Genomic DNA, 26,504 nt, shown 5'->3' with positions numbered 1-26,504 from the left:
GTAATATTGAACGAATGTCAGTGCAAAGCTGCATAAATGTTGTTGAGTAACCCACATTCATTAAACGTTTGAAATTTGCTTGCATCAATACCCAGTACGTCGGTTTACGATGCCGGAAATGGTCTGGCCCACGTGTAGCGCCGCGATCTTTGCGGCAATCTGCTTCATGGCCAGCGCAAGATTGGTAGCCCCCGAAATGTGTGGGGTAATGTGTATGCGTGCGTCACTCCAGAACGGATGGCTTTCAGGCAGTGGCTCTTGACGGAACACATCAAGCACGGCGCCTGCAAGCTGGCCCTGATCGAGAGCCGGCAGTAATGCGGTTTCATCAAGATGCTCCCCGCGACCAATATTAATGATGTAGCTGCCTCTAGGCATATGGCTGAAAGTTTGCGTGTTCAGGATGCCGGTCGTTTCGTCAGTAAGCGGCAGCACGTTAATAACAATGCGAGAAGCCTCTAGGAAATCGACAAACTGATCAGCGCCATGGTAACAATTGATGCCGTTGAGGTCGCGAGGCGAGCGTGCCCATCCGTTGGTCGGATAGCCCAGGCTGCTGAGCATACCCGCGATCTGCTGTCCGATCTTGCCCAGGCCCATCAGGCCTATGGGCCAGTCTGAAAAGTGCGCATAAGGTGCCGGTGCCCAGTCATTGTTAGCTTTTGCCATGGTGTAGCAGTCCATGCTCCGGGTGATGCGAGCCACCATGTACAGCACGTACTCCGCCATTTTGTTGCCGATCTCTTCGTCGTCGAGCCGCACAATGCTTACATGATCAGGCAATGAGCGCAGTTTCAGGATGGCATCTGCGCCCGCACCCACGTTAAATACCGCTTTGACACGGGTATGGTGTTGAAACAGCTGCTCAGGTGGTTGCCAGACGATCGCATAGTCTGCCTCGCCATCGCCGGACGGCGTCGTTTCGGTATCCCAGTGCTGTGCATTAAATTGCAGCCCTTGTGCTTTCAGGTGGTGTTCCCATTGCTGGGATCGGGCCCGAGTTGGGCTGTAAAAAATGATGTTCACTACGATGACCCTGCCTGTGTTGACCTGCTTTGCGTTCTTTTTTGATTGCCTGCTATGGTATCCGATTAACTGGCAAACCGGCCGCCATCGCGGCGACGTGCAGGCCCCCTGATACAACGTCGGCTGGTTCTTGTTTTTGGCCCGGGCGCTGCAAGGAAGCCTGAGCTTGAGTGCCGAGCATACGTTAATGCGCTGTGCAATAAAAATAAGGGCATCGTCCGCATCAGACGATTCTTACTTGAGGCCTGTGCCCAGCGAGAAGGGATGGGCTTGAATGCCGCGCATGGGTTAATGGGCTACACAATAAAAATCAGCGCATGGCCAGCTTGCTGGAGCTGGTGCACGCGCTGACAGCATAATCGGCTTACAGCCAGCCTGTTTGGTGTTGCGAACAGGCTGAGGGGCTATTGTGATGCCGACTGATGCAAAGATCGGGGCTGACTATTTTTTGTGTGCGTCATGAATCGCTTCTTTTGCATCGCCAACTTTACGCTGCGCGGTGCCGACGTTTTTTTCGACCTTGCCCTTAAGCTCAGTGCTGTGATCGCCGGTTACCTTGCCGACGGTTTCTTTGACGGCGCCTTTAACTTCTTTGCCCGCGCCCTTGATTTGGTCTTTATTCATGATGAGGCTTCCTGTTAAAGCATGGCATGACGACCCCAGGGTGGAGCCGTTGATTTGGCCATGTGAAGACCCTATAGCATTTTCTGTGCCCAGCACCGCGAGTCGGACGGTAATTGGCCCAAACGCTTAATGACGAGGCTGCGTTTTACCCACGCTTTAATCAGACCGCCCCGCCTTGCGGCAGGGCGGTGGTTGCTGCCCGATTGCTTAGTTGCTGGCAGCTGTAGCCATGGATGCGCGCTTGCGTGATGCCAGCCAGCGGCCTAACAAGACGATGACAAGTGCGCCCGTAACCTCGGCGGCAATTTTGACTGTACTGGTAGGCTCGCCAAAGCGTTCGACAATGGCGATATCGGTAATTAACATGCCGCCGGCGATCCAGCCCAATAGTGCCGCACCGAAGGTGACAACGAGCGGGAAGCGGTCAATAAGCTTGAGCACAAGCGTGCTGCCCCACACGATAATCGGCACACTGATGATTAGGCCAAAAGCGACCAGTGCGATCTGGTGGTCGGCGTGAGCGGCTTGTGCTGCACCTGCAATCGCGATGACATTGTCCAGGCTCATGACGAAGTCGGCGATGATAATGGTTTTGATCGCCGACATGATAGACGCACCGCCTTTGATATTGCCGTGCTCATCGTCTTCTGGAATAAGCAGCTTGACGCCGACCCAAAACAGCAACACTGCGCCCACGACCTTGAGGTAGGGGATGCTGAGCAGGGTGAGTGCAAAGGCGATAAGCACGACGCGCAGGCCAATGGCACCCGCAGTACCCCACAAAATGCCTTGCATACGTTGTTTTTGTGGCAAGTTGCGACAAGCCAGGGCAATAACGACCGCATTGTCGCCGCCCAGCAGGATGTCTATCAGTATGATCTGAAAGACGGCACTCCAACTTAGAGTTTGTAATAGTTCAAGCATTAGCCACCCTAAAAGTAAAAATAAAGCTTATTTATGGAAGTGGATCTGGCCGGCCGGTAAGCCCGCTTGAATGGCGTTTGTGTAAATGGGTATACAGAAAACGCTGAATAGCCCGGGCAAACGCAAAAATGGCCTGATCCCAAAGGACACAGGCCATATCACAAACGGAGTACGTACCTTGCCCTTGTTGGCAAGGTCTTGCTTGCAACACCGTGGTGTTGCCCGGGCACCGGGAGTTTGCGTTTAGTTTGCAAACGGCCGTATTGACGACGCCGCGGAAAGGTAAGCTACTCCCCTTGATGGACGTAAGTATATGCACCTGACCGGCGAAGTCAAGAAGTTTCGGCGTGCCGCAAAGCGGCACGCGTGGCTATACGCGCCGACTATGGACGCGACGGTTGATGTATAAGGCGATCAGTGTGCAGACTGACCCTGATAGCAAATAAAGGCTTATGGCCCCTAGCCCGAACTCAAGAGACAGGCCCAATGCAACCAGTGGGGCGAAGGCAGCACCAATTAGCCAGGCCAGGTCGGTGGTGAGTGCGGCGCCCGTGTAGCGACACCGCGGCATAAAGTTGGCAGTTGCCGTACCCGAAGCCTGACCATAAGAAAGCCCAAGCAGGGCAAAACCTACCAAAATAAAGGCGTCTTGCGCGACCGCGCCACCCGACAATAGCCAAGGCGATGCAATGGCGAAAATACCGATCAGTACGGCACTGAGCGCCAGAGTGATGCGTCGGCCCAGACGGTCGGCAATAAAGCCCGAGGCAAACATGGCGGCAATGCCCACCGCTGCTCCCACTAACTGGACGGTCAGTACGTCGGCCACGCCCTGGCTATTGTTCAGAACAATCCAGCTGAGCGGGAAAATGGTGACCAGATGGAAAAGCGCATAACTGGCCAGCGAAGCGAAAGCGCCGATGAAAAGGTTATAGCCCTGAGTCTGCAGCATTTCTAGCGTACCGATAGGCTTGAGTTCACGCTCTTCGAGCAGGCGAGTGTATTCACTGGCAAGTACCAGGCGCAGGCGGGCAAAAAGGCCTACAACATTGACGGCGAAGGCGACATAAAAGGGAAAGCGCCAGCCCCAGCTGAGAAAATCAGCGGTGGACAGTCGCGTATACAAATACAGAAACAACGCGCCGGCCACCAAGAAGCCCAGAGGCGCAGCCAGTTGCCCCAGCATGGAATACCATCCGCGTTTGCTGGATGGTGCGTTTAGCGCCAACAGCGAGGGCAGACCGTCCCAGGAACCGCCGTAGGCGACGCCTTGCAAACTGCGGAAGACGGCCAGCAGAGCGATGGCCAGGCCACCAGAGGATGCGTAAGAAGGCAGGAAGGCAATGCCAGCTGTGGCGGTACCTAGCAAAAACAGGGCAATCGTTAGCTTAATGCCTCGTCCCCAGCGCTTTTGTATGTGCATGAAGAGCGTTGTGCCAAAGGGCCGCAGCACAAATGCCAGTGCAAAGACCGCGAAGGCGTACATGGTGCCGGTTACCGCATCGGCAAAGGGAAAAAACACCTGCGGAAACACCAGCACCGAGGCAATGCCGTAGGTGAAAAAGTCAAAAAACTCTGAGGTACGGCCTATGATGACGCCCACGGCGATATCTCCGGGGGTAACGGCTTCATGGCCTGCTTGCTCACGCGAAACGCGTGCACGTTCGTCACGCCGGGCACGCGCGCCCGGAAGAGGGGAATGCAGGACTTGGTCAGTCATAGTGGTCGGTCCTTCTTGTGCGGCATTAATATGAAGTTTGAAGCATCTCACTACAGGAAATGCGGCGCTATTGGACAAAACCCGATATCGTTGCTGCGCTGCAGGGTAGGACAAAATGTCCAATTCCCATTGACGCTGTTCGAATTTATAGTACGCCCTTTCGTGCGACTACAGCATTTCCAGCGTCAGGGCCATGATTCGTATCAATGTTTTAAAACGTGTTTTTGTATTTGTTGTTGCATTTCTGTTGACAGGCTGCAACACAGTACTGCTCGATCCGTCAGGCGATATCGCCGTGCAGCAGCGCAACCTCATCTATGTGGCAACCGGCCTCATGCTTATTGTGATCGTGCCAGTCATCATTGCCACGGTTGTGTTCGCCTGGCGCTACCGCTCATCCAATACTGCGGCCCGCTACGACCCAGAGTGGCATCATTCCACCAAGCTTGAGCTGGTGATCTGGTCTGTACCGCTCATGATCATCATCGCCCTGGGTAGCGTTACCTGGGTCAGTACGCACTTGCTCGACCCGTACCGCCCTCTCGACCGAATCGACGCAAACCGTCCGGTGCCGCACGACATGCAGCCGCTTACGGTTGAGGTGGTGGCGCTAGACTGGAAATGGCTGTTTATTTACCCCGAGTACGGCATTGCCACGGTCAACGAAATGGCCGCGCCGGTTGACCGGCCCATACAGTTCAAAATTACCGCCTCCTCGGTCATGAATTCGTTCTTCATCCCCGCGCTGGCCGGGCAAATTTACGCCATGGCGGGCATGGAAACCAAACTGCATGCCGTCATCAACCGGGCGGGTGTGTACCAGGGTATTTCGTCCAACTACAGTGGCGCGGGTTTTTCGGGCATGAACTTCAAGTTCCACGGCCTTGACGATGCCGCGTTCGATCAGTGGGTCGCTCAAAACCGCCAGTCAGGCAGCACGCTTGACCGCAGCAGCTATCTGAAGCTTGAGCAGCCCAGTCAGAAAGAACCTGTGCGCCGCTACGCCAGCGTTGATCCGGGCCTGTACGACGCCATACTCAATCGCTGCGTGCAGCCCGGCACGGTTTGCATGCGCGACATCATGCATATAGACGCGCATGGCGGGGGTGGCCTCGACGGCTTGCGCAAGCCGGGTCTGCCTGTTGCGGGCGGGCCGGGTGCTTCCGGTCGGCTTTCCCTGTCTGGCGACTACATCGGCGAGCTGTGCTCATTCGGTGAGGCTGCCGCACTGGCCCGGGCCGCATCGGCTACGGGCATGTCTCTTTTCGTTCCGCGTTAAGGCCGGCGCGCGCCTGACGCAACGGTGCGCGGGCGGGGGTGTACCTCCCGCCGTCCGCGCTACTGCATTTTGCTAACCCATTGCCCTGTGGCAATACCTCTTGTAAAAAAACAATGGACCTGCAAAAACTGGTTTTCGGTCGGCTTGGCTGGGATGCAATCCCGCTGCACGAACCCATACTTGTCGCCACCTTTGCGGCCGTGGTGCTAGGTGGCCTCGCCGTGGCCTACCTGATCTCACGCTATCGGCTGTGGGGGTATTTGTGGAACGACTGGATCACCAGTATCGATCACAAGAAAATCGGCATTATGTACATGATTTTGGGCGTTGTCATGCTGTTGCGTGGCTTTGCCGACGCGCTCATGATGCGCATTCAGCAAGCCATTGCGTTTGGTGACGCCACGGGTTATTTGCCGCCACATCATTACGATCAAATTTTTACGGCGCACGGCGTCATCATGATCTTCTTCGTGGCCATGCCCATGGTTACAGGCCTCATGAACTATCTTGTGCCGCTGCAGATCGGCGCGCGCGACGTGGCGTTTCCGTTTCTCAATAACTTCAGTTTCTGGATGACCACCAGCGGTGCCGTTCTGGTCATGATGTCGCTGTTCGTTGGCGAGTTTGCCAAAACCGGCTGGCTGGCCTACCCACCGCTTTCTGGGCTCGAGTTCAGCCCTGACGTTGGCATGGACTACTACATCTGGGCCTTGCAGATAGCGGGGGTCGGTACCTTGCTGTCTGGCATCAACCTGGTCGTCACCATCGTAAAAATGCGCGCTCCAGGCATGACCATGATGAAGATGCCGGTGTTTACCTGGACGGCACTGTGCACCAACGTGCTCATTATTATTTCGTTTCCAGTGCTTACGGCGACCCTGGCGCTGCTGGGCATGGATCGTTACGTGGGTACCCAGTTCTTTACCAATGATCTGGGCGGCAACCCCATGATGTATGTAAACCTGATCTGGATCTGGGGTCACCCAGAGGTTTACATTCTTATTCTGCCGCTGTTCGGCGTGTTTTCAGAGATTGTGCCTACGTTCTGCCGCAAGCGGTTGTTTGGCTATGCCTCCATGGTGTATGCCACGGTCGTCATCACCGTGCTCTCCTACCTGGTGTGGCTGCATCACTTCTTTACGATGGGGTCGGGCGCAAGCGTCAATTCGTTCTTTGGCATAACCACCATGATTATCTCCATCCCCACAGGGGCCAAGATATTCAACTGGTTGTTCACCATGTATCGGGGCCGCATACGGTTTGAGCTTCCCATGATGTGGACGATGGCCTTCATGATTACTTTTGTTATCGGGGGCATGACGGGTGTGTTGCTGGCCGTGCCGCCCGCTGATTTTGTGCTGCACAATAGTCTCTTTCTGATTGCGCATTTTCACAACGTGATCATAGGCGGCGTCGTGTTCGGCCTGTTTGCTGCGATCAACTACTGGTATCCCAAGGCCTTTGGCTATCATCTTGACACCTATTGGGGCAAATGGTCGTTCTGGTTCTGGGTTGTGGGCTTTTACGTTGCCTTCATGCCGCTTTATGTGCTGGGCCTCATGGGCATTACGCGCCGGGTCAGCCATTTTGAGGATGTCTCATTGCAGATCTGGTTCCAGGTTGCCGCCTTTGGTGCCGTGCTTATCGCCCTGGGCATTGCGTGCTTTCTGGTCCAGCTGGTGGTCAGCTACCTGCGCCGTGATTCGCTACGCGATCATACGGGTGATCCCTGGAACGCCCGCACGCTTGAGTGGTCTACGTCGTCGCCCCCACCTGACTACAACTTTGCCTTTACCCCTAGGGTACACAGCCTTGATGCCTGGTGGCACATGAAGCAAATGGGCTTCAAGCGGCCAGAAACCGGCTTTATAGCCGTGCATATGCCCAAAAACACGGGTGCCGGTTTTATTATTGCGGCCCTGTGCACGGTATGCGGCTTTGCGCTCATCTGGCACATGTGGCCGCTGACCATTGTTTCGTTCGCGGCAGTAGTGGCTTATTCCATTTATCACACGTTCAACTACAAGCGTGACTTCCACATCCCCGCCGATGAGGTGGCCCGCGTAGAGGATGCGCGTACTTTGCAGCTTGCCCATCATGTCTGATACTCAATCGCTACATCAACCCGGTCTGGCTGGAGCAGGCGCCCGCCAGTCGGGCTCCGGGCCCATTCATGTGTCGCACCCGACTGCAGGTAGTTCCGCCAGTGCCATAGACGCACCCGAGTTCCTGGTCAAAGAAGCACATCACCCCCAGAACGGGACGCTGCTGGGGTTCTGGATCTACCTCATGAGCGACTGCCTGGTCTTTGCCGCGTTGTTCGCCGTGTACGCGGTGCAGGGGCGAAGCTATGCAGGTGGTCCGTCGGGGGCAGATCTGTTTGATCTGTCACTGGTGGCCGTCAATACAGCCATGCTGTTGCTGTCTTCCATTACCTATGGCTTTGCCGTGCTTAAAATGCAGCAGAACCACGTACGGGGCACCATAGGGTGGTTACTGATAACAGGCTTATTTGGCCTTGCATTTCTGGGGCTCGAACTGTACGAATTCCACCACCTCATTCATCTTGGGGCGGGGCCGCAGCGCAGCGCCTTTTTGTCGGCCTTCTTTACGCTGGTGGGTACGCACGGCCTGCACGTCACCTTCGGCATTATCTGGCTGATCACACTGGTGTTTCAAATTAAGCGCCATGGTCTCATCCCCGAGAATCGTCGCCGCGTCATGTGCTTGTCCATGTTCTGGCACTTTCTTGATGTCGTCTGGATCGGCGTATTTACCTTTGTTTATCTCATGGGGGTGCTGTAATGAGCACAATCCGGTCTGCTGAGCTTGTTAATGCCCACGATGCCGTGTCGGCGCATAATGGCGGCCATCATGGCCACGATGAACATGATCATCACGACGACGGGCATGCACCGAGTACGTTTCGCGGTTACATGACGGGGTTTGTTCTGGCGGTTATTCTTACCGCCATCCCGTTCTGGCTGGTCATGCAGGGTGTCATTCAGTCTGCCACCACGACGGCTCTGGTTATTTTGGGCTTGGGGGCGGTACAGATTGTCGTACACATGATTTATTTTCTGCACATGAACACACGTTCCGAGGGCGGGTGGACACTGCTGGCACTGATTTTTAGCGTTATTTTTGTGGTGATCATTCTCGCAGGCTCAATGTGGGTGATGTACCATATGAACACCAACATGATGCCGGGCTCGCACAACATGCACGGCATGTCGTAGAGAACCCGTCAGGTTCTCCTGGTTAATGCCACATTCTGTACGTACTCCGTTAACTAATACAGCCCACAGCACAAGCACCCCGGCGCATAAGACCTGGGTGCTTGTGCTGTGGGCTGTTATGGCGATTTTTGTCTTTTCTACATTTTTCGCCCTGGGGGTATGGCAGGTACAGCGCATGTACTGGAAGCAAAACCTCATTGCGCGTGTCAACTATCGCATTCATGCTCCGCCGGTGGCCGTGCCTGCCCCCGCGCAGTGGGCAGATATCACAGCACAAAAACACGAATATCTACGTGTGCGTCTGCAGGGGGTATTGCTTAATCAATACGAAACTTTTGTACAGGCCACCACTGACCTTGGCCCCGGGTATTGGGTGCTGACACCTCTGCGTCAGGCGGATGGCAGCCTGGTATTGATAAACCGGGGGTTTGTCTCGCCCGACCGCCGCGACCCGGCCAAACGTGGGGCGCCGCCACCGCAGGGAGAGGTCAGCATTACTGGCCTTTTGCGTTTAACTGAGCCGTCTGGCGGGTTTTTGCGTCACAATGACCCGCAGGCAGGGCGCTGGTATTCACGTGATGTGCAGGCAATCGCGACCCGGCATCATCTTGCTCCGATGGCACCTTATTTTGTCGATGAACAAGCCGCGCCCGGTGCTGCCCCTGTGGGAGAGATGCACGCGTTGCCGAAAATATGGCCTGTGGCCGGGCTCACGGTGGTGTCGTTTCGCGACACCCATCTCACTTACGCCATTACCTGGTTTGTGCTGGCGCTCATGGTGCTTGTGGGTGCAGGCTATGTGGCGCGCATCGAGCGTACAGGCCTGCGGCCTAAGCGCGCACGCCCAGATCAGCTCGAGGAGCCCTCATGACGGTGGCTTGGTCCAGAGGCCGCGAGGGCGTGGATACCACCAGCAATGATGCTTCCGGCCGCGACAACCTAAGGCAGCTGGTTCAGCTGCGCTGGATTGCCGTACTTGGGCAGGTTATGGCCATTTTTGTGGCGCAGGTTGGTTTTCGCCTGCCGCTGCCGCTTGAACACATGATTGTTGTAGTGGTCATGCTGGCCATGTTCAATGTGTTCAGCCTGGGGCGACTGTATTTGCGAACGCCAGTCAGACAGGCAGAGCTTTTTCTGGCGCTGTTTCTCGATGTGGGGGCGCTGACGGCTCAGCTTTACCTTAGCGGTGGCCCAACCAACCCCTTCATTTTTCTATTTCTGTTGCAGGTTGCGTTGGCTGCCATTTTGTTAAGGCCTGCCGCTACTTGGGCCATTTTTGCACTGACCACTGTGGCTTTTATAGGGCTGTCTCTCACCAGCCATCAGTTTGCCTTGCCGTTGGAGCTGGGCCGCGGGCTTTCCAGCCCGTTCATTTTGGGAATGCTGGTTTGTTTTGCGCTGTGCGCGCTGCTGCTGGTTATTTTTATTACCCGTATTACACAAAACCTGCGGCTGCGCGACGCCCGACTTGCCGATATGCGCCAGCGCACGGCCGCCGAAGAGCACATTGTGCACATGGGCTTGTTGGCCTCTGGCGCAGCGCATGAGCTGGGCTCGCCGCTGGCAACATTGGATATTATTTTGGGCGACTGGTCTCATGGCGAGCAGCTTGGTCGCGATCCAGAGCTGGCGCAAGACTTGCATGAAATGCAGGTTCAGGTGCGGCGCTGCAAGGCCATCGTTAGCGGTATTCTTATGTCTGCCGGTGAAATGCGTGGTGAAGAGCCCACCGAAACCACGGTTAATGACTTTATGGATAATCTCGTAAGGCAGTGGCGCGCATCGCACCCTTCGGGGCTGCTTCAGTATGAAAACCAGTTCGGCGAAAACGTACGTATTATTTCTGATCACGCGCTTAAACAAATGGTTTTCAACGTGCTTGATAACGCATACGAGGCATCGCCTGCCGGGCAGCGGCTGGTGGTAACTCACGAAGGTAACTCGCTGGTCATCACGGTAAGTGATCAGGGGCCAGGTTTTGCGCCATTGATACTGCCAGAGATCGGCAAGCCTTATCAATCTATCAAGGGCAGGCCAGGCGGTGGTTTGGGCCTTTTTCTTTCGTTAAATGTGGCGCGCAAGCTCAGCGGGAGTCTGGTTGCTGCCAATCTGCCTGGTCGGGGTGCGTGTGTAACCATCAGGTTGCCGCTGTCGGCCCTAACCCCCGAGGAGGCCTCTGATGACGAATAGTTTGGGTTCAGGGCGGTCGCCTGAGCCGCCTGCAGCCTCTATGGGCCACTCGGTAAAGGCTGAGCCCAGTGGTCGCTCGGGCGAGAAGGGCGGTCGGTTGTTGCTGGTGGTTGAAGACGATGCGGCGCTGTCGCGCACTTTGGTGCGTTCGTTCGAGCGTCGTGGCTATCGCGTGATCAGCGCTGACAGCTTTGAGGCTATGCAGGATTTGCTGTTACAGCAAACCCCTGATTTTGCAGTGGTCGATCTTAAGCTTAACGGCGAAGCGTCGGGGCTGGCATGCGTCAAGACTCTGCATGCCAATAGCCCAAAGACGCTTATTGTGGTGTTAACCGGGTTTGCCAGTATTGCCACCGCAGTCGAGGCGGTCAAGCTCGGTGCCTGCCACTATTTGGCCAAGCCGTCCAATACCGACGATATCGAGCGTGCTTTTGGCATGACGGAAGGCAACACCGATGTCGAACTGGCAGCGCGTCAGGCTTCGATCAAAACACTAGAATGGGAACGCATCCACGAGATGCTGGTGGCCACTGACTTCAATATTTCAGAGACGGCTCGCCGTTTGGGCATGCACCGCCGAACCCTGGCACGCAAGCTGGAGAAGCGGCGGGTGTAAGGTGCGGGTTAAACGGCTGCCGAAAAGAACGGTTCAGACGAGGGCAGATGACCAAAGGTAGGGCTGGCCATGGCTTGGGCTTAGCGTAGATTTTCCAAAGATAGAGCGGCGCATGACTCAGGCCCGTTTGATTGAGCTACGCCTCAAGAAATTGGCTTTTTATCCAGTTTTTGGGATGTTTTTCGTGGAGATACACCGTTTTTAGAATGCCATAATCCCTGCGTGCCTGCGTGCCTGCGTGCCTGCGTGCCTGCGTGCCTGCGGCAGAGGCAGAGGCAGGTCGACTCATGTTATGGCCGCCGATATTACGGCCCTGGAAAACTCAGGCCTGGCGTATGGTTTGCAGAATTTTTTCTGTCGCCAGACCAACGTCCAGAATATGCGCATCGTGCATGGCGGGCCCTGCAATCGTAAGACCGACCGGGGCCTCGCCATTGCGATGGCAAGGCAGTGACAGCGCGCACCCGTCAAAAAAGTTGATCATGGTGGGGTTACGCAAGATAAGCCCATTGGTGGCAAAGTAAGCATCGTCGGAAGTCTGCAGCTTAGCAATGGCAGGCGCAATAATGGGCGATGTGGGCATTAGCAACGCGTCATACTGGCGCATGCGATTGGTAAGCGAGGCGATCCAGGCACTTCGAATTTCAAGCAAGTCTATGTAATCGGCTGCCGACATGTCTTTGCCACGTGTAATGCGTGAAGCAACTCTAGGGTCGTAGAGATCAGCGTGTTGTTCAAGCAGTTTGCGGTGCCATGCCCACGCTTCGGAGCACACAAAACCACCTTGCCGGTTGATATACGCGAGCTGTTCAAACTCAGGGATATCCAGTTGGTGGACGACGGCGCCTTGCTCGCGCAATGCCTCTATGGCGCGATCGAATGCGGCGACCACCTGCTCGTCGGCGCCATCGAGCACCACCGACGAGGGCACGGCGAACCTTAGCTGACCCGGTTGGGGCGAGCTGGGTTCCCGGTAGGGCTCACCGGAAAGAATGCTGTCAACAATGGCGCAGCATTCTACGGAGGCAGACAACGGGCCAATGGAGTCTAGCGAAGTTGAAAGCGGTAGTGCACCGATTGCAGACACTCTGCGCGCCGTTGGCTTAAAGCCTGTTAAACCACAAAACGCAGAAGGTATACGTACGGACCCGCCCGTGTCAGTACCGATGGCGACGACTGACATACCATCGGCCACGGAGACACCGGCACCCGATGATGAACCGCCAGGAATGCGGCCGGTTGCGCGGTCCCAGGGGCTGCGAGGGGTGCCGTAATGGGGGTTGATGCCCAGACCCGAAAACGCAAACTCGGTCATGTTGGTTTTTCCGACGATGACAGCGCCCGCGTTGATCAGCCGTTGCACGATAACGGCATTTTGTGCGGCGGGGGGTGTGTCTTGTAGTACGACGGAACCTGCCAAGGTGACCTCGCCGGCCACGTCGAAAAGGTCTTTGACAGAAACGGGAAGGCCGTCGATGGGCGAGCGTGCCAAACCTGCGGCTCGTAGCGTGTCTGAAGCCTGTGCAGCGGCCAAGGCCTGCTCGCGGTACACGTGAGTAAATGCGTGCCCACCCTCGCCATCCGTTGCGTCGATGCGGGCCAGCGCGGCTTCAGTCAGTGCCGCAGACGTGGTTTCACCCGTGGTGAGCGAGGCGTGTAGTTGACGAATGGTAGGCAGCATGGTGGTACCTCAGGCGATTTCAGGAAGAATGTCTAATGTATAGCTGTGGGTCAGGCTGCGTTTGAGTACGGGATCAAACAACTCCATTTCGAACGACACAGCATGCCGTATGCTTCCCTGGGTGCCTACCGTGCCACAAGACATACCCCAGCCAGACGGTAGGCCCGAATCGCCAAAGTAGTCTTGCATAAGGTCTGCCGGCGGTTGCAGCTGGGACATAGGCCCTTCCTGATACTGCACTTTTTTATTATCTTCGGTTATCGACGAACGCAAAACCAGCTGATCCCAGTGGTCAGCTACATCGTCGAACAGCCATGCATCGCGCCCTACCGGCTTGACGCAAAGCTGTTTGGACAGCGCCACGCTGTGGGCTTCCAGTTTGCGGTCAGTGTGATCCGACACCAGGCTTACCAGCCACCTGTTCTGGTCGGCAAAAATAAATGCCTCGACCTCTCCAGACGACCCATCGCTCACGACCTGCACGCTTTCTTGCTGGCTGAGCTGGTTCGCTGCAACGCGGTAATACAAAGGCACGGCGCTTGGGCGCGGGATACCGAGTTCGGCCAGCTCTTGAATATGGTGCTCAATGGCTGCGCTGTCACGTCCTGCCCAACCCGCAATGACGAAATTTTCTATGTCGACCGCGACGGTCTCTTTGCTTTCAGGCGTTGCCGTGTGAAGCGTAAATTGAAGTTTCATGCCTGATTGTCTCCGACAAGTTAAAAGATTAGGCGGCTTAGCCGAAGTATTGCGGTAGCCACAGAGCCAGGCCAGGTGCGGCTACGAGCACTGCTACCATGACCAGCATCATGATGACGAAGGGCAAACTGCCTTTCATGACATCGTTCATGTTTCCGCTTTCGCGCAAACTCTGCACCACGAACAGGTTCAGGCCCACGGGCGGGGTAATAAGCGCCGCTTCGACCAGAATAATGATGATGATGCCCGACCATACCGGGTCAAAGCCCAGTGCAAACATGATGGGGGCAACAATGGGGATGGTGGTGATCATCATGGACAGCGTTTCCATGAAGCAGCCCAATATCAGGTAGAAAACCACGATGATCAATATCATGGTGAGCGGGGAAACGTTCAGGCCTGTGATCAGGTTGGTGATGGCGCTGGTCAGGCCCGTGCCCGACATAATGAAGTTGAGAAAGGCTGCGCCGATGACGATAAGCATAATCATGGCGGTGGACTTCATCGTGCCTTCAAAGACTTCTTTGAGCATGGTGATGGTCAGCCGCCGCGCAAATGCAGCAAGAATAAGCGCCCCGGTAACCCCTAGTGCGGCCGCTTCCGTTGGCGTGGCCACACCGGCATAAATAGACCCCACCACCAGCAAAAATATAAACAATGGTGGCAGCAGATCAATAAGGCTGGTCAGGCGTTGGGACCAACTGGCTTTTATGGTGCGGCCACCCCAGGCAGGCTTGAACGTGCAGGCCAAGACGATGGCCAGCATGAACAATATTGCCATCAACAGCCCAGGGATGATGCCAGCCAGGTATAGACGGGGTACGGACGTGTTGGTGAGCACCCCGTAAATAATCAGATTGATGGATGGCGGTATGAGTATGCCCAAAGTGCCGCCAGCAGCCAGGCTACCGAGAAACAGTGATTCGTTATACCCTTGCTTTTTGATTTGAGGGATGGCGACAGTGCCCACGGTAGCAGCGGTTGCCACGCTGGAGCCGGATGTGGCGGCAAACAATGCGCTGGCACCGATGTTGGCGTGCATAAGGCCACCCGGCAGCCAAGACAGCCAAAGTGACATGGCGTTATACATGCGTTCGGCCAGACCGGAGCGCAGCAGGATTTCACCCAGCATGACAAACAGTGGAATGGCCACCAACAGAAATTCAATGCTGGTCGCCCAGGCCACTTCGCCTATTGCGCGTGACAGCGGCAGCATTGAATACGCGCTGTCCAGCACCAACCCAAGCAAGCCTAGTGCGGCACCGACCGGAATACTTATACCCAGCAGCACCAACAACAAGATCATGAATGTTGAGATCATGAGGCGTCTCCCTTGACCAACCGTGCACCTTGCTGGGCTTCTTCGTGTGCCTCTTCAGAAGCCGTACGTACGCCGCACAGCTCTCGTATGGCGCGCAGGTCGCCTGTGACCAGTGCGACTGACGAGCGCAACAACATAAGTGCCAACACAATGCACAGCCAAACCAGCCCGGCCACCCAGATAAATTGCGGTATCCACAAAGGTGTGGCGGTGATGGAGTTGGCAGTTGAACCACGCTGCCAGGACGTCAGGGCAACATCACCCGCATAGCGTGTCAGGTAAGCGATAAATACTGCCAGACCCACCAGGGCGACCCAGTCGAGTATGGCACCCACCCGAGGTGGGAATATTTGATACAAGGCGTCGATACGGATGTTGGCGCGCTGCAGCGTGGCGAAGGACAATGCCCACGACACGCTGATGGCAAACGCATAGCCGGACAGCTCATCCGAACCGCCCAATGAAAAATGAAAGAACTTGCGCGCCAGTACATCGACCGTGATGTACAGGGCGCTGATCAGCGTCAGCCCACCGGCCGCCCAGATTGCTGCGCGGGAGAGCGAACTCGCCGCACGCAACAACCGGCTGAGCAAGGGAAAAGAGTGTTCGTTGTGGCTCATGGTGGCCTCCGGTTTGATGGCAGACGCTTAACTGTGCATTACCGTTATTTTTTGGCGGTAATGCCCAGCAGTTTGCCAACCGTTGCATTCCATTCTTTCACGCAGTCTGCAGAGCAGCGAGCCGCCCACTTAGGAACGACTGTGTCATCCGTGATTTTCTTCAGAAGCTCACGGTCAGCGGCGGTAGGCTCAACCAGTACCATCTTGCCTTTGACTGGCAGGTTGCAGGCTTCTGCACCAGTGTTGCAGTCATAGCCTTGTTGGGTTGCGGCAGCAGCGTCTTCCCAGATTTTGTCGGTCATGAGCGTGAAGTTTTTCTGAAGAAAGTCTTGCACCTTGGGATCGAGCTTGTTCCAGTAGTCGAGGTTGGCGGCGTGTATCTGCTGGTTCCAGTTGATGGGGAGGGCATAAAGATGTGTGCTGACCTCGTACCATTTGGCCGAGTAACCAGACATGGAGCCTGTAATGGCGCAATCAACCACGCCGTTTTGCAGTGCAGGGACGACCTCACCAAATGGGATTGTGACGGCGCTGCCACCCAGTGCCTGAACGAATTCGGCTGTAGTGCGGCTGCTTGTACGTACTTTTTTACCCTTGATGTCTGCCAGGCCGGTGATGTTGGCATTGCAGAAAAGCACTTGCCCTGGGTAGGTGGAAAAACCAAGTACCTTAATATTTTGCTTGTGATAATACTTTTCGTAGACCGGTGCGAACGCATCGGTTACTTCGCGCGCAATTTTGGCGGTGGGCGCGATGCCGGCCAGGTCGATAGCCTCATTAATGGGGTCATCGCTGGCAAAATAGGCGAGCGTGGCAGAGCCTATGGGAATCACTCCCTGACCAATCAGACGCAGTATTTCAGGGCCTTTCAGGCCCATTTCATTAAAGCCCTTGATCGTGGCAGTAACTTTGCCCTCAGACAATTCGGGAACGGTCTTGAGCCAGAAAGGTTGTTCGAAGTTTTGATAAGCCGTGAGGTTGCTAAGCCCGCCAACCACCTGAAGGTGAGTTTCGGGCAGCCCTGCAACTTTATCTTGGGCAACGGCGTTGGCACCGCACAGCAGGGCACTGGCGGCAAGTATGGACAAGAAAGGTTTGTTCATTATGTCTCTCCTAGAGGGTGTCCGGATGTGACCGGTTGTGTTTATAAGAGGTTAATCAACGGGTTAGTGAAAGCCCGTTGAGGTCTGGCGACGTATTAAACGTCTGATAAGCCTGCGGACGCTACAATATTGCGAGTTGGTTGTTGCTGATGTCGGTGATGAGCATATGACCCGGCGCATGGGTAATGCTGAACTCGGGCTTTACCTGGTTGATGATGGCCTGAGGCGTAACACCACAGGCCCAGAAAACGGGTATTTCATCGTCCTTTATGGTGACGGGGTCGCCATAATCTGGCTGCTGTATGTTCGCTATGCCAATAAGCGACGGGTCTCCGATGTGTACAGGTGCACCGTGTACGGCAGGAAATCGGCTGGTTATCTGAATGGCTCGTATGGCGTCAGCGGCCTTGAAGGGGCGCATGGAAACAACCATGGGGCCTTGCAGCAGCGGCGTGCCCGTTGTGGGAACGTTAGTGCGGTACATGGGCACATTACAGCCCTGGCTTATATGACGCAGCTCCAGCCCATCGGCAAGCAGCGCTTCTTCAAATGAAAAAGAGCAGCCGATGGCAAACGTAACAAGATCGTCGCGCCAGACATCGAGCAGGTCTTGCGGTTCGGACACAAGTTCGCCATGCCGCCATACCCGGTAGCGGGGTACGTCCGTGCGGATATCGATGTTGGCGCCCATGTCGGGCAATGCGATCTCACCAGGCGCCGTCACAGACAGCACAGGACACGGCTTGGGGTTGCGCTGACAAAACAGCAGAAACTCAGACGCCAATGCCTGAGGCAGAATCATCAGGTTTGCCTGTACACACCCTGGTGCCAGGCCTGCCGTCGGGCCGACATGTTTGCCCTGCCGGATTAACTGGCGACATCGTGCCGCCTCTGCAGCCTGTGTTTGGCTGCTGCTTTCATTGCGATCCATACACCTCCCCCTGACGCCAATGTGGCTGTGTAGCTATAGTGTCTATTCCAGCGCATGTGGCTAAGCTTGTCCAATTGTTAGTTTGAATGCTTTGCGATAAGAAATGCTTATGTCTCGATTGTATTGGTGTCGGTCGCTAGGGGGCTGCGTCTGCCGCAAGGCGCTTTGCCAGTGATTTACGGGCAATGCGCTGCGCCAGGCGCGCCACGGTTTGAACGGTATGGCTGTCTGGAGACTCCATCCAACAGGCGTAGAAACCCAGGGGATCAGGGGTTTTGTTTACGTCCAACAGACATAGCAGCCCCTCTCTGATCTCATTGACGATGACGGCGGGAGCGATAACGCTGGGGCCTATGCCGCGGCGTGTCATCTGAACAATGGTGCTGAGCGAAGCGCTGCCATACAGTCGGGGTGATTTCACCCCTGCTTCCAATAACAGGTTCTTGGCGGCCTGATAGGGCAGGCTCATGGATGGGTAGGTAATAACGGGGTACTTGCCCAGCTCCCTCACGGTCACGGGGCGTCCGTGCATTTTCAGGCCGGGGCTGGCGATCCAGGCCAGCTCATAGTCACAGAGATGCAGGTGGCGTTCGCGAGGGTCTTGCGAGGGTCCCACCAGCAAAGACAGGTCAAGCTGGTGTGAGGCAAGTTGTTCGCGCAGAACGTGAGTGGTATCGACTTGGATTTCAAGCGTCAGTGCAGGGTATTTATGATGTATTGCATCAATGAACTCATGCAGCCAAGTGTGCACCAGCGTTTCAGAACTGCCAAGCCTAAGCGTGCCGCGCACAGCGTCGGGGTTTTGTGCAACCTTGAGCATCTCGCTACGCAGCTCAAGCATGCGTTGTGCATGCGACAAAAGCTCCTGGCCTTTTTCGGTAAGCTTGATGCCACGGGCGCCACGCTCGAACAGCCTGACGCCCAGAGATGACTCAAGGCCGGCAATGCGCTGCGAGATGGAGGGCTGCGTCGTATTAAGCTTTTCGGCGGCAGCACGAAAGCTGCCGAGTTCGGCGACCCATACAAAAGCAATAATTTGCCTGAATTCCATCGTAATCGTTACCGTGTGCAGGCATGCCAGAGTGCGTTAACACTCATGAGGTTGGAGTATGGGCTCACGGAGGCGTCATGTCGTTGTTTACTTCGAAGTCACCGCTGCCCAGTTCGATGATGCCGTCTGTGGGTGTATTGCGACTTTCTTCTGCCGCACGGATGATCTGCTCACGTCCTTTTTCGAAAGCGTCGAGCAGGCCGCTTCCGGTATCGTCGTGTGCGCTAAATACCTGGCGCAGCGCTTCTTCAGAAATTTCATAAATACGCAGACTTTCACCTGTGCCCCACGAAAATCGAATATATCCTTCTTCGAACTTGGCGTTTGTTATTTTGGCAAAATCACCCATGATTTTCTCCTGAAGCGTGAACAGACCGGACGAACCGGCCCGCGATCGGGGGTGCCGATCTGTCTGACTCATGCAGTACACAGGTCACGTTCGTGAACGCTAGCCTCTCTTTTTAAACGCCGTTGCGCGAGACCTTGGGCATAGCAATTTAGACGCTGAGGCTGCTCTGGGTCATGATCGTGAGACCCTCCTGCCATCAAGCCGGAGTGCCTCACCAGACCATGGTAGTTCCGATTTTGCCCGGAAGTAACGTGGCCGTGAAAAAATATATTTTGGTGACGCTTGGGCGACGACTACACGTTAGGTATTGCCCGTTCGTGCCAATGCACGTTCCAGGAAGTCCAGACGATCCTGACCCCAGAATGGCTCACCTTCATACACATACCAGGGCGCGCCAAAAACCCGGCTTGCAATGGCTTCCTGGGTGTACTGCTCAAACAGCTGGCTGCCGCTGTCAAGGTTGGCATAGAGCTGTGCGCCGTCAAGCCCGCACTGGTTGCCGATTTCAATCAGTGTGTCGGCGTCGGCGATGTTGCGTTCCTGGGCCCAGATTGCGCGAAACAGCGCACCGGTCAGAGCCAGAGCAGGCGCCTTGTCTTCTTGCTTGATGGTGGCGGCGATCATGCGGGCCGCGATGGTTTCGTCGATGGGGAAATGTTGTGGGTGTACGTTCAGCGGCAGGCCGCGAAACTCAGACCAGCGCTTAAGTTCGACCAACCGGTATTCCTGGCGTTGGGCAGGCCGCTGTTTAAGTGGCAGGCCGCCTGAAACGGGGAATACTTGTGTGCCAAATGCACACGGACGTGGCAATACTTCTGCCTGATATTTTTCGGCCATGGCCATTAACTGGTCATGGCCAAGATACGCCCAAGGCGATTGTGGCGAAAAATAATAAGTTATGGTTTTCATTTGCGTCCTAGGTTGAGAAGACAGCCGTTGCTCAATCACGAAGTTGGCCATTCGGCTATTATGACTTGCTGATATATCACTATGAAGCGGTATAGCACTGGTATACATAGTTTAGCCAGCGTAACCGAAAAAATATTCTTATAAGCTTCACAAGGAGGAGCGAAAATGCTGAAACATTCAGTGTATGCGGTCGTAATGAGCATGGGCTTGTTGTTGCCCACCGTTACACAGGCGAGCGATGCTTGGCCGAATCAATCAATACGCTTTATCGTACCGTACCCACCGGGCGGCCCCACTGATCTGATGGCCAGGTTAATTGCCGAGCCGTTGAGCAAAAAGCTGGGCGTTAACGTTATTGTTGAAAACAAAGCGGGTGCAAGTGGAAACATCGGTTCGGCAGAAGTAGCTAAATCCAAGCCCAATGGAAACACCATTTTGCTCGCAGCCAGTGGCAACATGTCTGTTAATCAGACCTTGTTCAAAAACCTGCAGTACGATCCGATCAAAGATTTCGCTCCTATTATTCAAATATCAAAGTTTCCGTTGGTACTGGAAGTTAGCGAAAAAAACACGATTACGTCGGTGCAGGAATACATTGATTTTTCAAAGGCAAACCCTGAGTCTGTCACCTTTGGGTCTGCCGGCAATGGGTCGCCGCAGCATCTGGGGGGAGAATTATTCAAAAAAGTAACGGGTGCGTCCCTACAGCATGTTCCCTACAAAGGTGCCGGCCCGGCTTTGACGGATTTAATGGGTGGTCATATCACCAGTATGTTTGATATTCTGGGCAGCTCCATGCAGCACATACAAGGTGGTGTATTCAGACCATTGGCAGTAACCACCGCCAAGCGCTCAGCACAGCTACCAAATGTTCCGACCATGCAAGAGTCTGGTGTAGATGGCTTTGATTATTATGCTTGGCACGGCATTGTGGCCGCAGCGGGTACACCAGAACCCATTATCGTAAAGTACAACACGGCCCTGAACGAAATATTTCAGGATCCCGAGTTTGCCAAGAAATGGGAAGGCATAGGCAGCGAAGTGGTTGGTGGCACACCCGAGCAATTTATGCAGCTGGTAGTGTCCGAAGCCGACCGACTGGGAGTCCTGGTAAAAGAGCTAAACATTCAGCTTGATTAATAGGCGTAAAAACTAAGCGGTTCGCCCGTCTGAGCGCAAGGCCCCATTCTTTAGCGTGAGGCCTTGCCCGACAACTCTTATTTTGAATTTGATCAGGGATAGTTGAACGAACGTGGCCATTTTGCCTACTGCCCGCATCCCTGAGCGCGTCGATGACGGTGAGCAGTACCGTCCAAAGCTAGGCCTGGAAATGGAAATGGTGGTGGTTGATGCCGCCACAGGTGCCAGTTTGCCTGTACAGTCGTATTTTGACTCGCTAATGGCCATCAAGCGGGCGCGCGGTCAGGTGTGCGAGCCGGTTTTTATCGATCAGCGTTGTGTGGGCGCTCACACCCCGCTCGCAGAGTGTGGGCTGGACAATGGTTTTAACTTGCTTGAAACCGCTATGGCGCCTGTGGCAGGTGGGAAGGGCGGGTTGGACCGTCTGGCCGCCGTGGCATATCAGGAACTGGCCGATACGCAACAGGCGCTGAAAGCGGATGGGGCCTGCGTGCTGAACGCGTCGCAACACCCTGCTTGCCCACGGGATCAGCGCTGGTATGAAAGCGTGTGCGTTCCCCGCACTATTTATAACGAATTGCGGGGTTATAGAGGCTGGCATCATTGGGAGGGTATAGATGCCAAGGCCCAGAACGGCGCGAATACGTCGGTGCCGGTGGAACACGCGGTGCAGGCACTGAACGTGGCGGTTGCACTGGCGCCGGCAAGTATTGCATTATTTGCCAATAGCCCCCTGGAGTCGGGTGTGCCTGCCGGTTACAAAGAAAACCGCATGACACTCTGGGCCCGGGTTTTCGGGCCTGCGCGATTTCCGGGTGATCTGTTTTTGAGTACGTATCCGAAAAGAGCGTTTCATGACATGGCAGACTTTTTCAATTGGATGTTTGGTGGCGGTACGGTGACACGTGGTCTGCCCATGAACGCCTCGTACGATTACAAGGCTGCGCCAGTTGTTATTTTGGATGAGGCCCCCAGCTTGATGGTGTTTCTGCAGTCGCCGCAATGGCCGGGGCGACGCACCGATACGGGGCAGACAGTGTTACTGCAGCCCCATGCCCATCATGTCGAGTATTCACAAATTGGTCAGTTTCTGGACGCCCGCTTGCGCTATAGGCTAGACCGGCTTCCGGCACTGGAAGAAATTATGCAGGCCTGGCGGCAGGACGGCGGGCTGGAGTCTCTGTTTGCCGCCCATGGTGCGCAGACCTATATTGAGGCGCGGGCGCCTGGGGCAGTGTTTGCCGATGCGGCATTGATTGAAGAAGCAGGTACGGACGTTGCCTACAGTGTGCTGCTGTCGCCCTCTGCACTTCAGGCCGGCTTGCTGGCCAATCTGGACGAGGCCTGGCGACTGGTGATAGATCGCGGCTGGCAAACGCTTGGAAGCCTGCGTCTTCCTGCCATGCGTGCCGGCATGGAGGACGCACATGTTCGGGCTTTGTGCACAGACGTGCTGGCTGTGGCCAAAGCCGGGCTGGATAAAACCGAAGAGCACTGGCTTGCGTATCCTGATTTCGTTCTGGCCAGCGGGCGCAGTGCCGCCGACAGGCAGCTGGACACCTGGATGGCTGGCCGTGGCGCCGAGGCGCAGAAACTGGTCGCGCTGCAGGCCAGGCATGTGGCATTGCATCCTGCAGAGTTTGGGGCTATGCCCAACCAAAAGCACGTCTAATAGGGGTAGCCTACCAGCCGGCGGTGCAGTTGGAATGTGTTTAGACTTTTACGCCGCCAGGCAGAGTAGCCTCGCTTGCCCTATGGGCAGTCTGGCATCAGGCCCTCTAAACTGCCGCGGCTGAGGGGGGGTCGCCTGCGCCTGTGCCGCAATAGTCGTTAAGGGGCGATTTCATAAACTTCGTCAGCGGCGAGCAGAATGTCGACGGGCGGATCAAAACCGATGATGCGTGCGGTGCCCAGATTGAGTGCAATCTTGGGTGGGTCTACCCATAGCTGGCTGAGCTGTCTGGGTTTGGCACCATTAAATATGCGTGCGATGGTCTCGGCGTGAAATAGGCCCACATACGTTGTATCGGCCTGCGCCAGGCTCAGCAGTATGCCTTGCTCAACTTCTTTGGATCCTGCCATTGAAAAACTGGGTATCTTGGCTTTTTCGAAAATATGGGCAATTGATCTGACTGAGGTCAGGGTGACGCCGCGATGCGTGGTCACATAGACGGCTTCCACGTTCTGGTCGGCAAGCTGCTGGTAGCATTTTAATGCGTTGTCTATGGCTGCTTCGGTGGAGATGCTGCTCGATTGTGCATGGCAACGACGAATAGTGAAGTCAAGCTCGCGACCTACCTGTTCCACGGCGCTGACCGCCGCATACGTGCGGCCGGCTTCGCTGTCTTCATAAACAATGCCCAGTTCTTTGAACGGGACAATCTCGTGAAAAAGCCTTACCTGGCGCTGATAGCGTTCGGGCTCTATGCGTGTATGCAGATTGTCACGCCCACTGTCAGCGGCGCTGTCGGCAATCTTGGCCGCCAGCGGGTCGCTGGTCGAACCGACGATAGTGGGTACGGGTGGCCCGATCTGACGCATGTCCTGACCCGCCCAGGTGCCCATGGCAATGATCAGGTCAATGTCGTGTTTTTGCTCTATACGTTGAGCTATCGCTTGCCGCATGGGCGCGCGTTGCTCGGCATCGAAATTGCCGGGTTGCCACCAGGCGTCTTTAACCAGCTCCAGATACTTGCTTTGCGTATGCTGGCTTAGCCAGATCCATAGCTCGTGACCGCTTAGCCCTCGGGGCATGTCAGCGTCTAGTGTTAGCCAGCCCAGGCGTTGCAGGCCTTGAATGACTGCCGCTAGTGTTGCCGGGTATTCAGAGTACTCACCGCTTTCCACGTAGCCGATGCGCCAGCGTGAGCCGTCGGCTTTGTTTACAGGGGTGGTCTTGAAAACTTGCGCAGGTATGCCTGGTTCGCTCGTGGATACGTGCTGTGCTGCCAGAGTAGCCGTGCACAGCCCCATGAGGATGAAGATGATGGCAATAAGGCGTGAAATCATGGTGCGGCCCTTTTTGCTGCAATGACGGTGATGTCGTCCGATTGGTCTGTATCGTCGGCGAACCGGCGCACGTCGTCAATCAGGCCTTGCGTGGTTACTTGCACGGCAACCGGCACCTTGTGCGCCAGAAAGCTGAACAGTTTAGGTTCGCCATAGAGCTGGCCCGCAGGGTTTAGCGCTTCGGTGACACCGTCGGTGTAGCCCAATACGGTTTCTCCCAACTCAAGAACGGTAGAGAAATGACGGTAAGGTATGCCTTCTTGCACACCACAGGCGGGGCCGCTGCGGCCTTCTAACATGCGTAACTCGCCGTCAGCCTGCAAAATACACATTGGCGGGTGCCCGCCATTGGCCCACGTTAGCTCGCCCGTATCCAGGTCGATAACGGCCAGCACCAGCGTTACAAACATCATGTTGGGGTTGTTTTCCGACAGGCGGTTGTTGACGCGCTCCATAAGCAAGGCAGGGTCTGTTTCGTCTTCGGCACAGGCTCTGATCAGGGTGCGCGTTACCGCCATGAATAGGGCCGCCGGAACGCCCTTGTCAGATACGTCGCCAATGACGAAGCACAGCTTTCCGTTGTTGAGCAGAAAGTAATCGTAGAGATCACCGCCCACTTCTTTTGCGGGCAGCATGGTGGCGTATAAGTCTATTTTTTCCAGAATGTCTGGGGGTAGTGGTACGGGCAGCAGCCCCATCTGGATGTCGCGGGCGATATTCAGTTCGCTTTCGAGGCGTTCGCGGCTAGAGGTTTCGCGCAGTAGGTGGGCGATGTTTTCGCGCAGCTTCTTGTCCATAAAGATAAACGTCGAAGCCAGTCTGCCCACCTCGTCTGGCTGCCTGTTCGGCAACTGGGCGATATGGCTGGGGATGTCAGCCGCAGCACTTAAGTCTTGCTCAGGCAGCTTGCGCGCAAAGAGGGTTAACTGCTGCAGTGGGCGCGTAATGCGCGCCGATAGAAGCCACGCGACAATCAATGAGATCAGCAGTATCCCAAGAAAGTATATGCTCAGCCTTTTGAGTAATTGGGTAGCTGGCCGAGTCAGATCATCGTTGGGAACGGCCGCGACAATGGTCCAGCCCAGCGGCTTAAAGTGGGCGGCGCTGATTTGCCAGACGTTTTGACTGGCCTGACTGTCGAAGGGAAACTTGGCGATTTCGCCGCGAGCGGAAATAGTGCGCAGCATGTCGAGCAGGGTCTGCCCACTGTTCGAGTCTCGATCGCTCAGCAGGCCAGCTTGTCGCTCGGGCAGGGGGGAAACCAGCTGGCCGTCATTCTCAACAATAAAGGCAAAACCTGAATCGGCCAGACGTAGCGAAACCAAAGCCTCTCTGACGGCGGTCTCCATTTCCGTGCGCCTGCGTTCGAACTGGTTGGAAATATCGAGCGCGTTGTCTGTAATGGCGAAAATCCAGTCCCATGGCTCGAAGTACGAGAAATAGGCGTAGCGCAGTTCGTCTTTGTTGTCGGCTCCGGGCCAGCGATAGATGGCAAAACTCTGGCCGGTGGTGCGGGCCTCCTGGTATGCCGACGCAGCGAGCGGATGCCCCTTGAAGTCTTGCAGGCCCGACAAATTCATGCCCAATAGATCGGGGCTGCCACTGGCGATGACATTGAGCTTGTGATCGAAGATAAAGCTGAATCGCTGATCACTTAGCGGTAGCGTGTTGATCCAGTGCTTGGCAAGCTCGCGGGCCTGGTCTGCGCTGAGCTGCCCGTTCGCAACCTGTTCTGCATACATGTTCAACACGGATCGTATGGTAGCGCCCAGCTGCACCAGATGGGTACGGCCGTTGCGCACCGTGCTGATCTTGTCGGAGAGCAAGGCGCCCCAGCGCGCCTCACTATCGCGCATGAGCAGGTTGAGCACGTTCGTGACGGCCTGCTGCTCGCTGGCGATGACGCTGCGGGTAACGTTGCGCTGTGTGACCAGCATGACGGTGACAGCGCCCAGCAGCAGCGTCATACCAACCAGCAGGAAGATTTTGCTGCGCAGCGATGTCAATCGCATAAGTAGCGGCTCACGCTGGGAAGTTGTGGTGGCAAGGCCGACCGTAAAGTATGCATTTGAA

General features: G+C 55.6%; 24 protein-coding genes. 9 read left to right on the top strand and 15 right to left on the bottom strand.

Annotated elements, in window-relative coordinates; translation table 11 throughout:
• Positions 1-84: 84 nt before the first annotated feature.
• The 4 genes from FQ179_RS11965 to FQ179_RS11950 all read right to left on the bottom strand — a co-directional run bounded on the left by FQ179_RS11965 (position 85) and on the right by FQ179_RS11950 (position 4,294).
• Positions 85-1,026: a glyoxylate/hydroxypyruvate reductase A gene (locus FQ179_RS11965; protein ID WP_149397503.1), complete on the bottom strand. Its 942-nt coding sequence runs from the start codon at positions 1,024-1,026 to the stop codon at positions 85-87.
• Positions 1,027-1,467: 441 nt separating this feature from the next.
• The gene (locus FQ179_RS11960) at positions 1,468-1,650 is read right to left on the bottom strand and encodes a CsbD family protein (protein WP_149397502.1); all 183 of its coding nucleotides are present in this window, start codon (positions 1,648-1,650) and stop codon (positions 1,468-1,470) included.
• Between the two features lie 207 nt (positions 1,651-1,857).
• Positions 1,858-2,574, bottom strand: a complete 717-nt coding sequence (locus FQ179_RS11955) for a TerC family protein (protein WP_149397501.1) — start codon at positions 2,572-2,574, stop codon at positions 1,858-1,860.
• Between the two features lie 370 nt (positions 2,575-2,944).
• Positions 2,945-4,294: an MFS transporter gene (locus tag FQ179_RS11950; RefSeq protein WP_149397500.1), complete on the bottom strand. Its 1,350-nt coding sequence runs from the start codon at positions 4,292-4,294 to the stop codon at positions 2,945-2,947.
• A gap of 193 nt (positions 4,295-4,487) precedes the next feature.
• Here FQ179_RS11950 and cyoA point away from each other — a divergent pair, with 193 nt between their 5' ends.
• The 7 genes from cyoA to FQ179_RS11915 all read left to right on the top strand — a co-directional run bounded on the left by cyoA (position 4,488) and on the right by FQ179_RS11915 (position 11,618).
• Positions 4,488-5,573 carry a ubiquinol oxidase subunit II gene (cyoA, locus tag FQ179_RS11945; RefSeq protein WP_149397499.1) on the top strand — a complete coding sequence of 362 codons (1,086 nt, stop codon included), beginning with the start codon at positions 4,488-4,490 and terminating at the stop codon, positions 5,571-5,573.
• Between the two features lie 113 nt (positions 5,574-5,686).
• On the top strand, positions 5,687-7,678 hold the full coding sequence (cyoB, locus tag FQ179_RS11940) for a cytochrome o ubiquinol oxidase subunit I (RefSeq protein WP_149397498.1): 1,992 nt from the start codon (positions 5,687-5,689) through the stop codon (positions 7,676-7,678).
• A gap of 70 nt (positions 7,679-7,748) precedes the next feature.
• Positions 7,749-8,378 (top strand): cytochrome o ubiquinol oxidase subunit III, encoded by a 630-nt coding sequence (cyoC, locus tag FQ179_RS11935; RefSeq protein ID WP_370459873.1) that lies wholly within the window; start codon positions 7,749-7,751, stop codon positions 8,376-8,378.
• Positions 8,378-8,812, top strand: a complete 435-nt coding sequence (gene cyoD, locus FQ179_RS11930) for a cytochrome o ubiquinol oxidase subunit IV (RefSeq protein ID WP_149397496.1) — start codon at positions 8,378-8,380, stop codon at positions 8,810-8,812. The genes cyoC and cyoD overlap by 1 nt, the downstream gene beginning before the upstream one ends.
• Positions 8,813-8,930: 118 nt before the next feature.
• A complete protein-coding gene (locus FQ179_RS11925) occupies positions 8,931-9,683 on the top strand; it encodes an SURF1 family protein (RefSeq protein WP_255474964.1) in 753 nt (250 codons plus the stop codon).
• Positions 9,680-11,002: a HAMP domain-containing sensor histidine kinase gene (locus FQ179_RS11920; RefSeq protein WP_149397494.1), complete on the top strand. Its 1,323-nt coding sequence runs from the start codon at positions 9,680-9,682 to the stop codon at positions 11,000-11,002. Before FQ179_RS11925 ends, FQ179_RS11920 begins: the two co-directional genes overlap by 4 nt.
• Before the next feature lie 40 nt (positions 11,003-11,042).
• The gene (locus tag FQ179_RS11915) at positions 11,043-11,618 is read left to right on the top strand and encodes a response regulator transcription factor (protein ID WP_149397707.1); all 576 of its coding nucleotides are present in this window, start codon (positions 11,043-11,045) and stop codon (positions 11,616-11,618) included.
• A 322-nt stretch (positions 11,619-11,940) separates the two neighbouring features.
• Here FQ179_RS11915 and FQ179_RS11910 read toward each other — a convergent pair whose 3' ends face one another.
• The 9 genes from FQ179_RS11910 to FQ179_RS11870 form a co-directional block, all read right to left on the bottom strand.
• Positions 11,941-13,299, bottom strand: a complete 1,359-nt coding sequence (locus FQ179_RS11910) for an amidase (protein ID WP_149397493.1) — start codon at positions 13,297-13,299, stop codon at positions 11,941-11,943.
• Positions 13,300-13,308: 9 nt separating this feature from the next.
• A complete protein-coding gene (locus FQ179_RS11905; RefSeq protein ID WP_149397492.1) occupies positions 13,309-13,998 on the bottom strand; it encodes a DUF2848 domain-containing protein in 690 nt (229 codons plus the stop codon).
• A 37-nt stretch (positions 13,999-14,035) separates the two neighbouring features.
• On the bottom strand, positions 14,036-15,319 hold the full coding sequence (locus FQ179_RS11900) for a TRAP transporter large permease (RefSeq protein ID WP_149397491.1): 1,284 nt from the start codon (positions 15,317-15,319) through the stop codon (positions 14,036-14,038).
• A complete protein-coding gene (locus FQ179_RS11895) occupies positions 15,316-15,939 on the bottom strand; it encodes a TRAP transporter small permease subunit (RefSeq protein WP_149397490.1) in 624 nt (207 codons plus the stop codon). Before FQ179_RS11895 ends, FQ179_RS11900 begins: the two co-directional genes overlap by 4 nt.
• A 44-nt stretch (positions 15,940-15,983) precedes the next feature.
• Complete coding sequence (locus tag FQ179_RS11890) at positions 15,984-17,042, bottom strand: TRAP transporter substrate-binding protein (RefSeq protein ID WP_149397489.1); 1,059 nt, start codon at positions 17,040-17,042, stop codon at positions 15,984-15,986.
• Between the two features lie 121 nt (positions 17,043-17,163).
• The gene (locus FQ179_RS11885; protein WP_149397488.1) at positions 17,164-17,973 is read right to left on the bottom strand and encodes a putative hydro-lyase; all 810 of its coding nucleotides are present in this window, start codon (positions 17,971-17,973) and stop codon (positions 17,164-17,166) included.
• A gap of 136 nt (positions 17,974-18,109) precedes the next feature.
• Positions 18,110-19,024, bottom strand: a complete 915-nt coding sequence (locus FQ179_RS11880; RefSeq protein WP_149397487.1) for a LysR family transcriptional regulator — start codon at positions 19,022-19,024, stop codon at positions 18,110-18,112.
• 64 nt (positions 19,025-19,088) lie between these two features.
• Positions 19,089-19,373, bottom strand: coding sequence for a DUF1488 family protein (locus FQ179_RS11875; protein ID WP_149397486.1), 285 nt, complete (start codon positions 19,371-19,373; stop codon positions 19,089-19,091).
• 300 nt (positions 19,374-19,673) lie between these two features.
• Positions 19,674-20,282, bottom strand: coding sequence for a 2-hydroxychromene-2-carboxylate isomerase (locus tag FQ179_RS11870; RefSeq protein WP_149397485.1), 609 nt, complete (start codon positions 20,280-20,282; stop codon positions 19,674-19,676).
• Positions 20,283-20,477: 195 nt separating this feature from the next.
• Between FQ179_RS11870 and FQ179_RS11865 the strand changes: the two genes are divergently transcribed.
• Both FQ179_RS11865 and FQ179_RS11860 read left to right on the top strand, forming a co-directional pair.
• On the top strand, positions 20,478-21,422 hold the full coding sequence (locus FQ179_RS11865; protein ID WP_370459872.1) for a Bug family tripartite tricarboxylate transporter substrate binding protein: 945 nt from the start codon (positions 20,478-20,480) through the stop codon (positions 21,420-21,422).
• A gap of 112 nt (positions 21,423-21,534) precedes the next feature.
• The gene (locus FQ179_RS11860) at positions 21,535-23,094 is read left to right on the top strand and encodes a glutamate-cysteine ligase family protein (RefSeq protein WP_255474963.1); all 1,560 of its coding nucleotides are present in this window, start codon (positions 21,535-21,537) and stop codon (positions 23,092-23,094) included.
• A 158-nt stretch (positions 23,095-23,252) separates the two neighbouring features.
• Here FQ179_RS11860 and FQ179_RS11855 read toward each other — a convergent pair whose 3' ends face one another.
• Positions 23,253-24,431: an ABC transporter substrate-binding protein gene (locus FQ179_RS11855; protein WP_149397483.1), complete on the bottom strand. Its 1,179-nt coding sequence runs from the start codon at positions 24,429-24,431 to the stop codon at positions 23,253-23,255.
• Complete coding sequence (locus tag FQ179_RS11850; RefSeq protein WP_149397482.1) at positions 24,428-26,443, bottom strand: SpoIIE family protein phosphatase; 2,016 nt, start codon at positions 26,441-26,443, stop codon at positions 24,428-24,430. The genes FQ179_RS11855 and FQ179_RS11850 overlap by 4 nt, the downstream gene beginning before the upstream one ends.
• Positions 26,444-26,504 lie beyond the last annotated feature (61 nt).

The sequence above is a fragment of the Pusillimonas sp. ANT_WB101 genome, assembly GCF_008369125.1.
In the GTDB taxonomy this organism is placed as follows: domain Bacteria; phylum Pseudomonadota; class Gammaproteobacteria; order Burkholderiales; family Burkholderiaceae_B; genus Allopusillimonas.
This window is presented reverse-complemented; position numbering and strand designations above follow the sequence as displayed.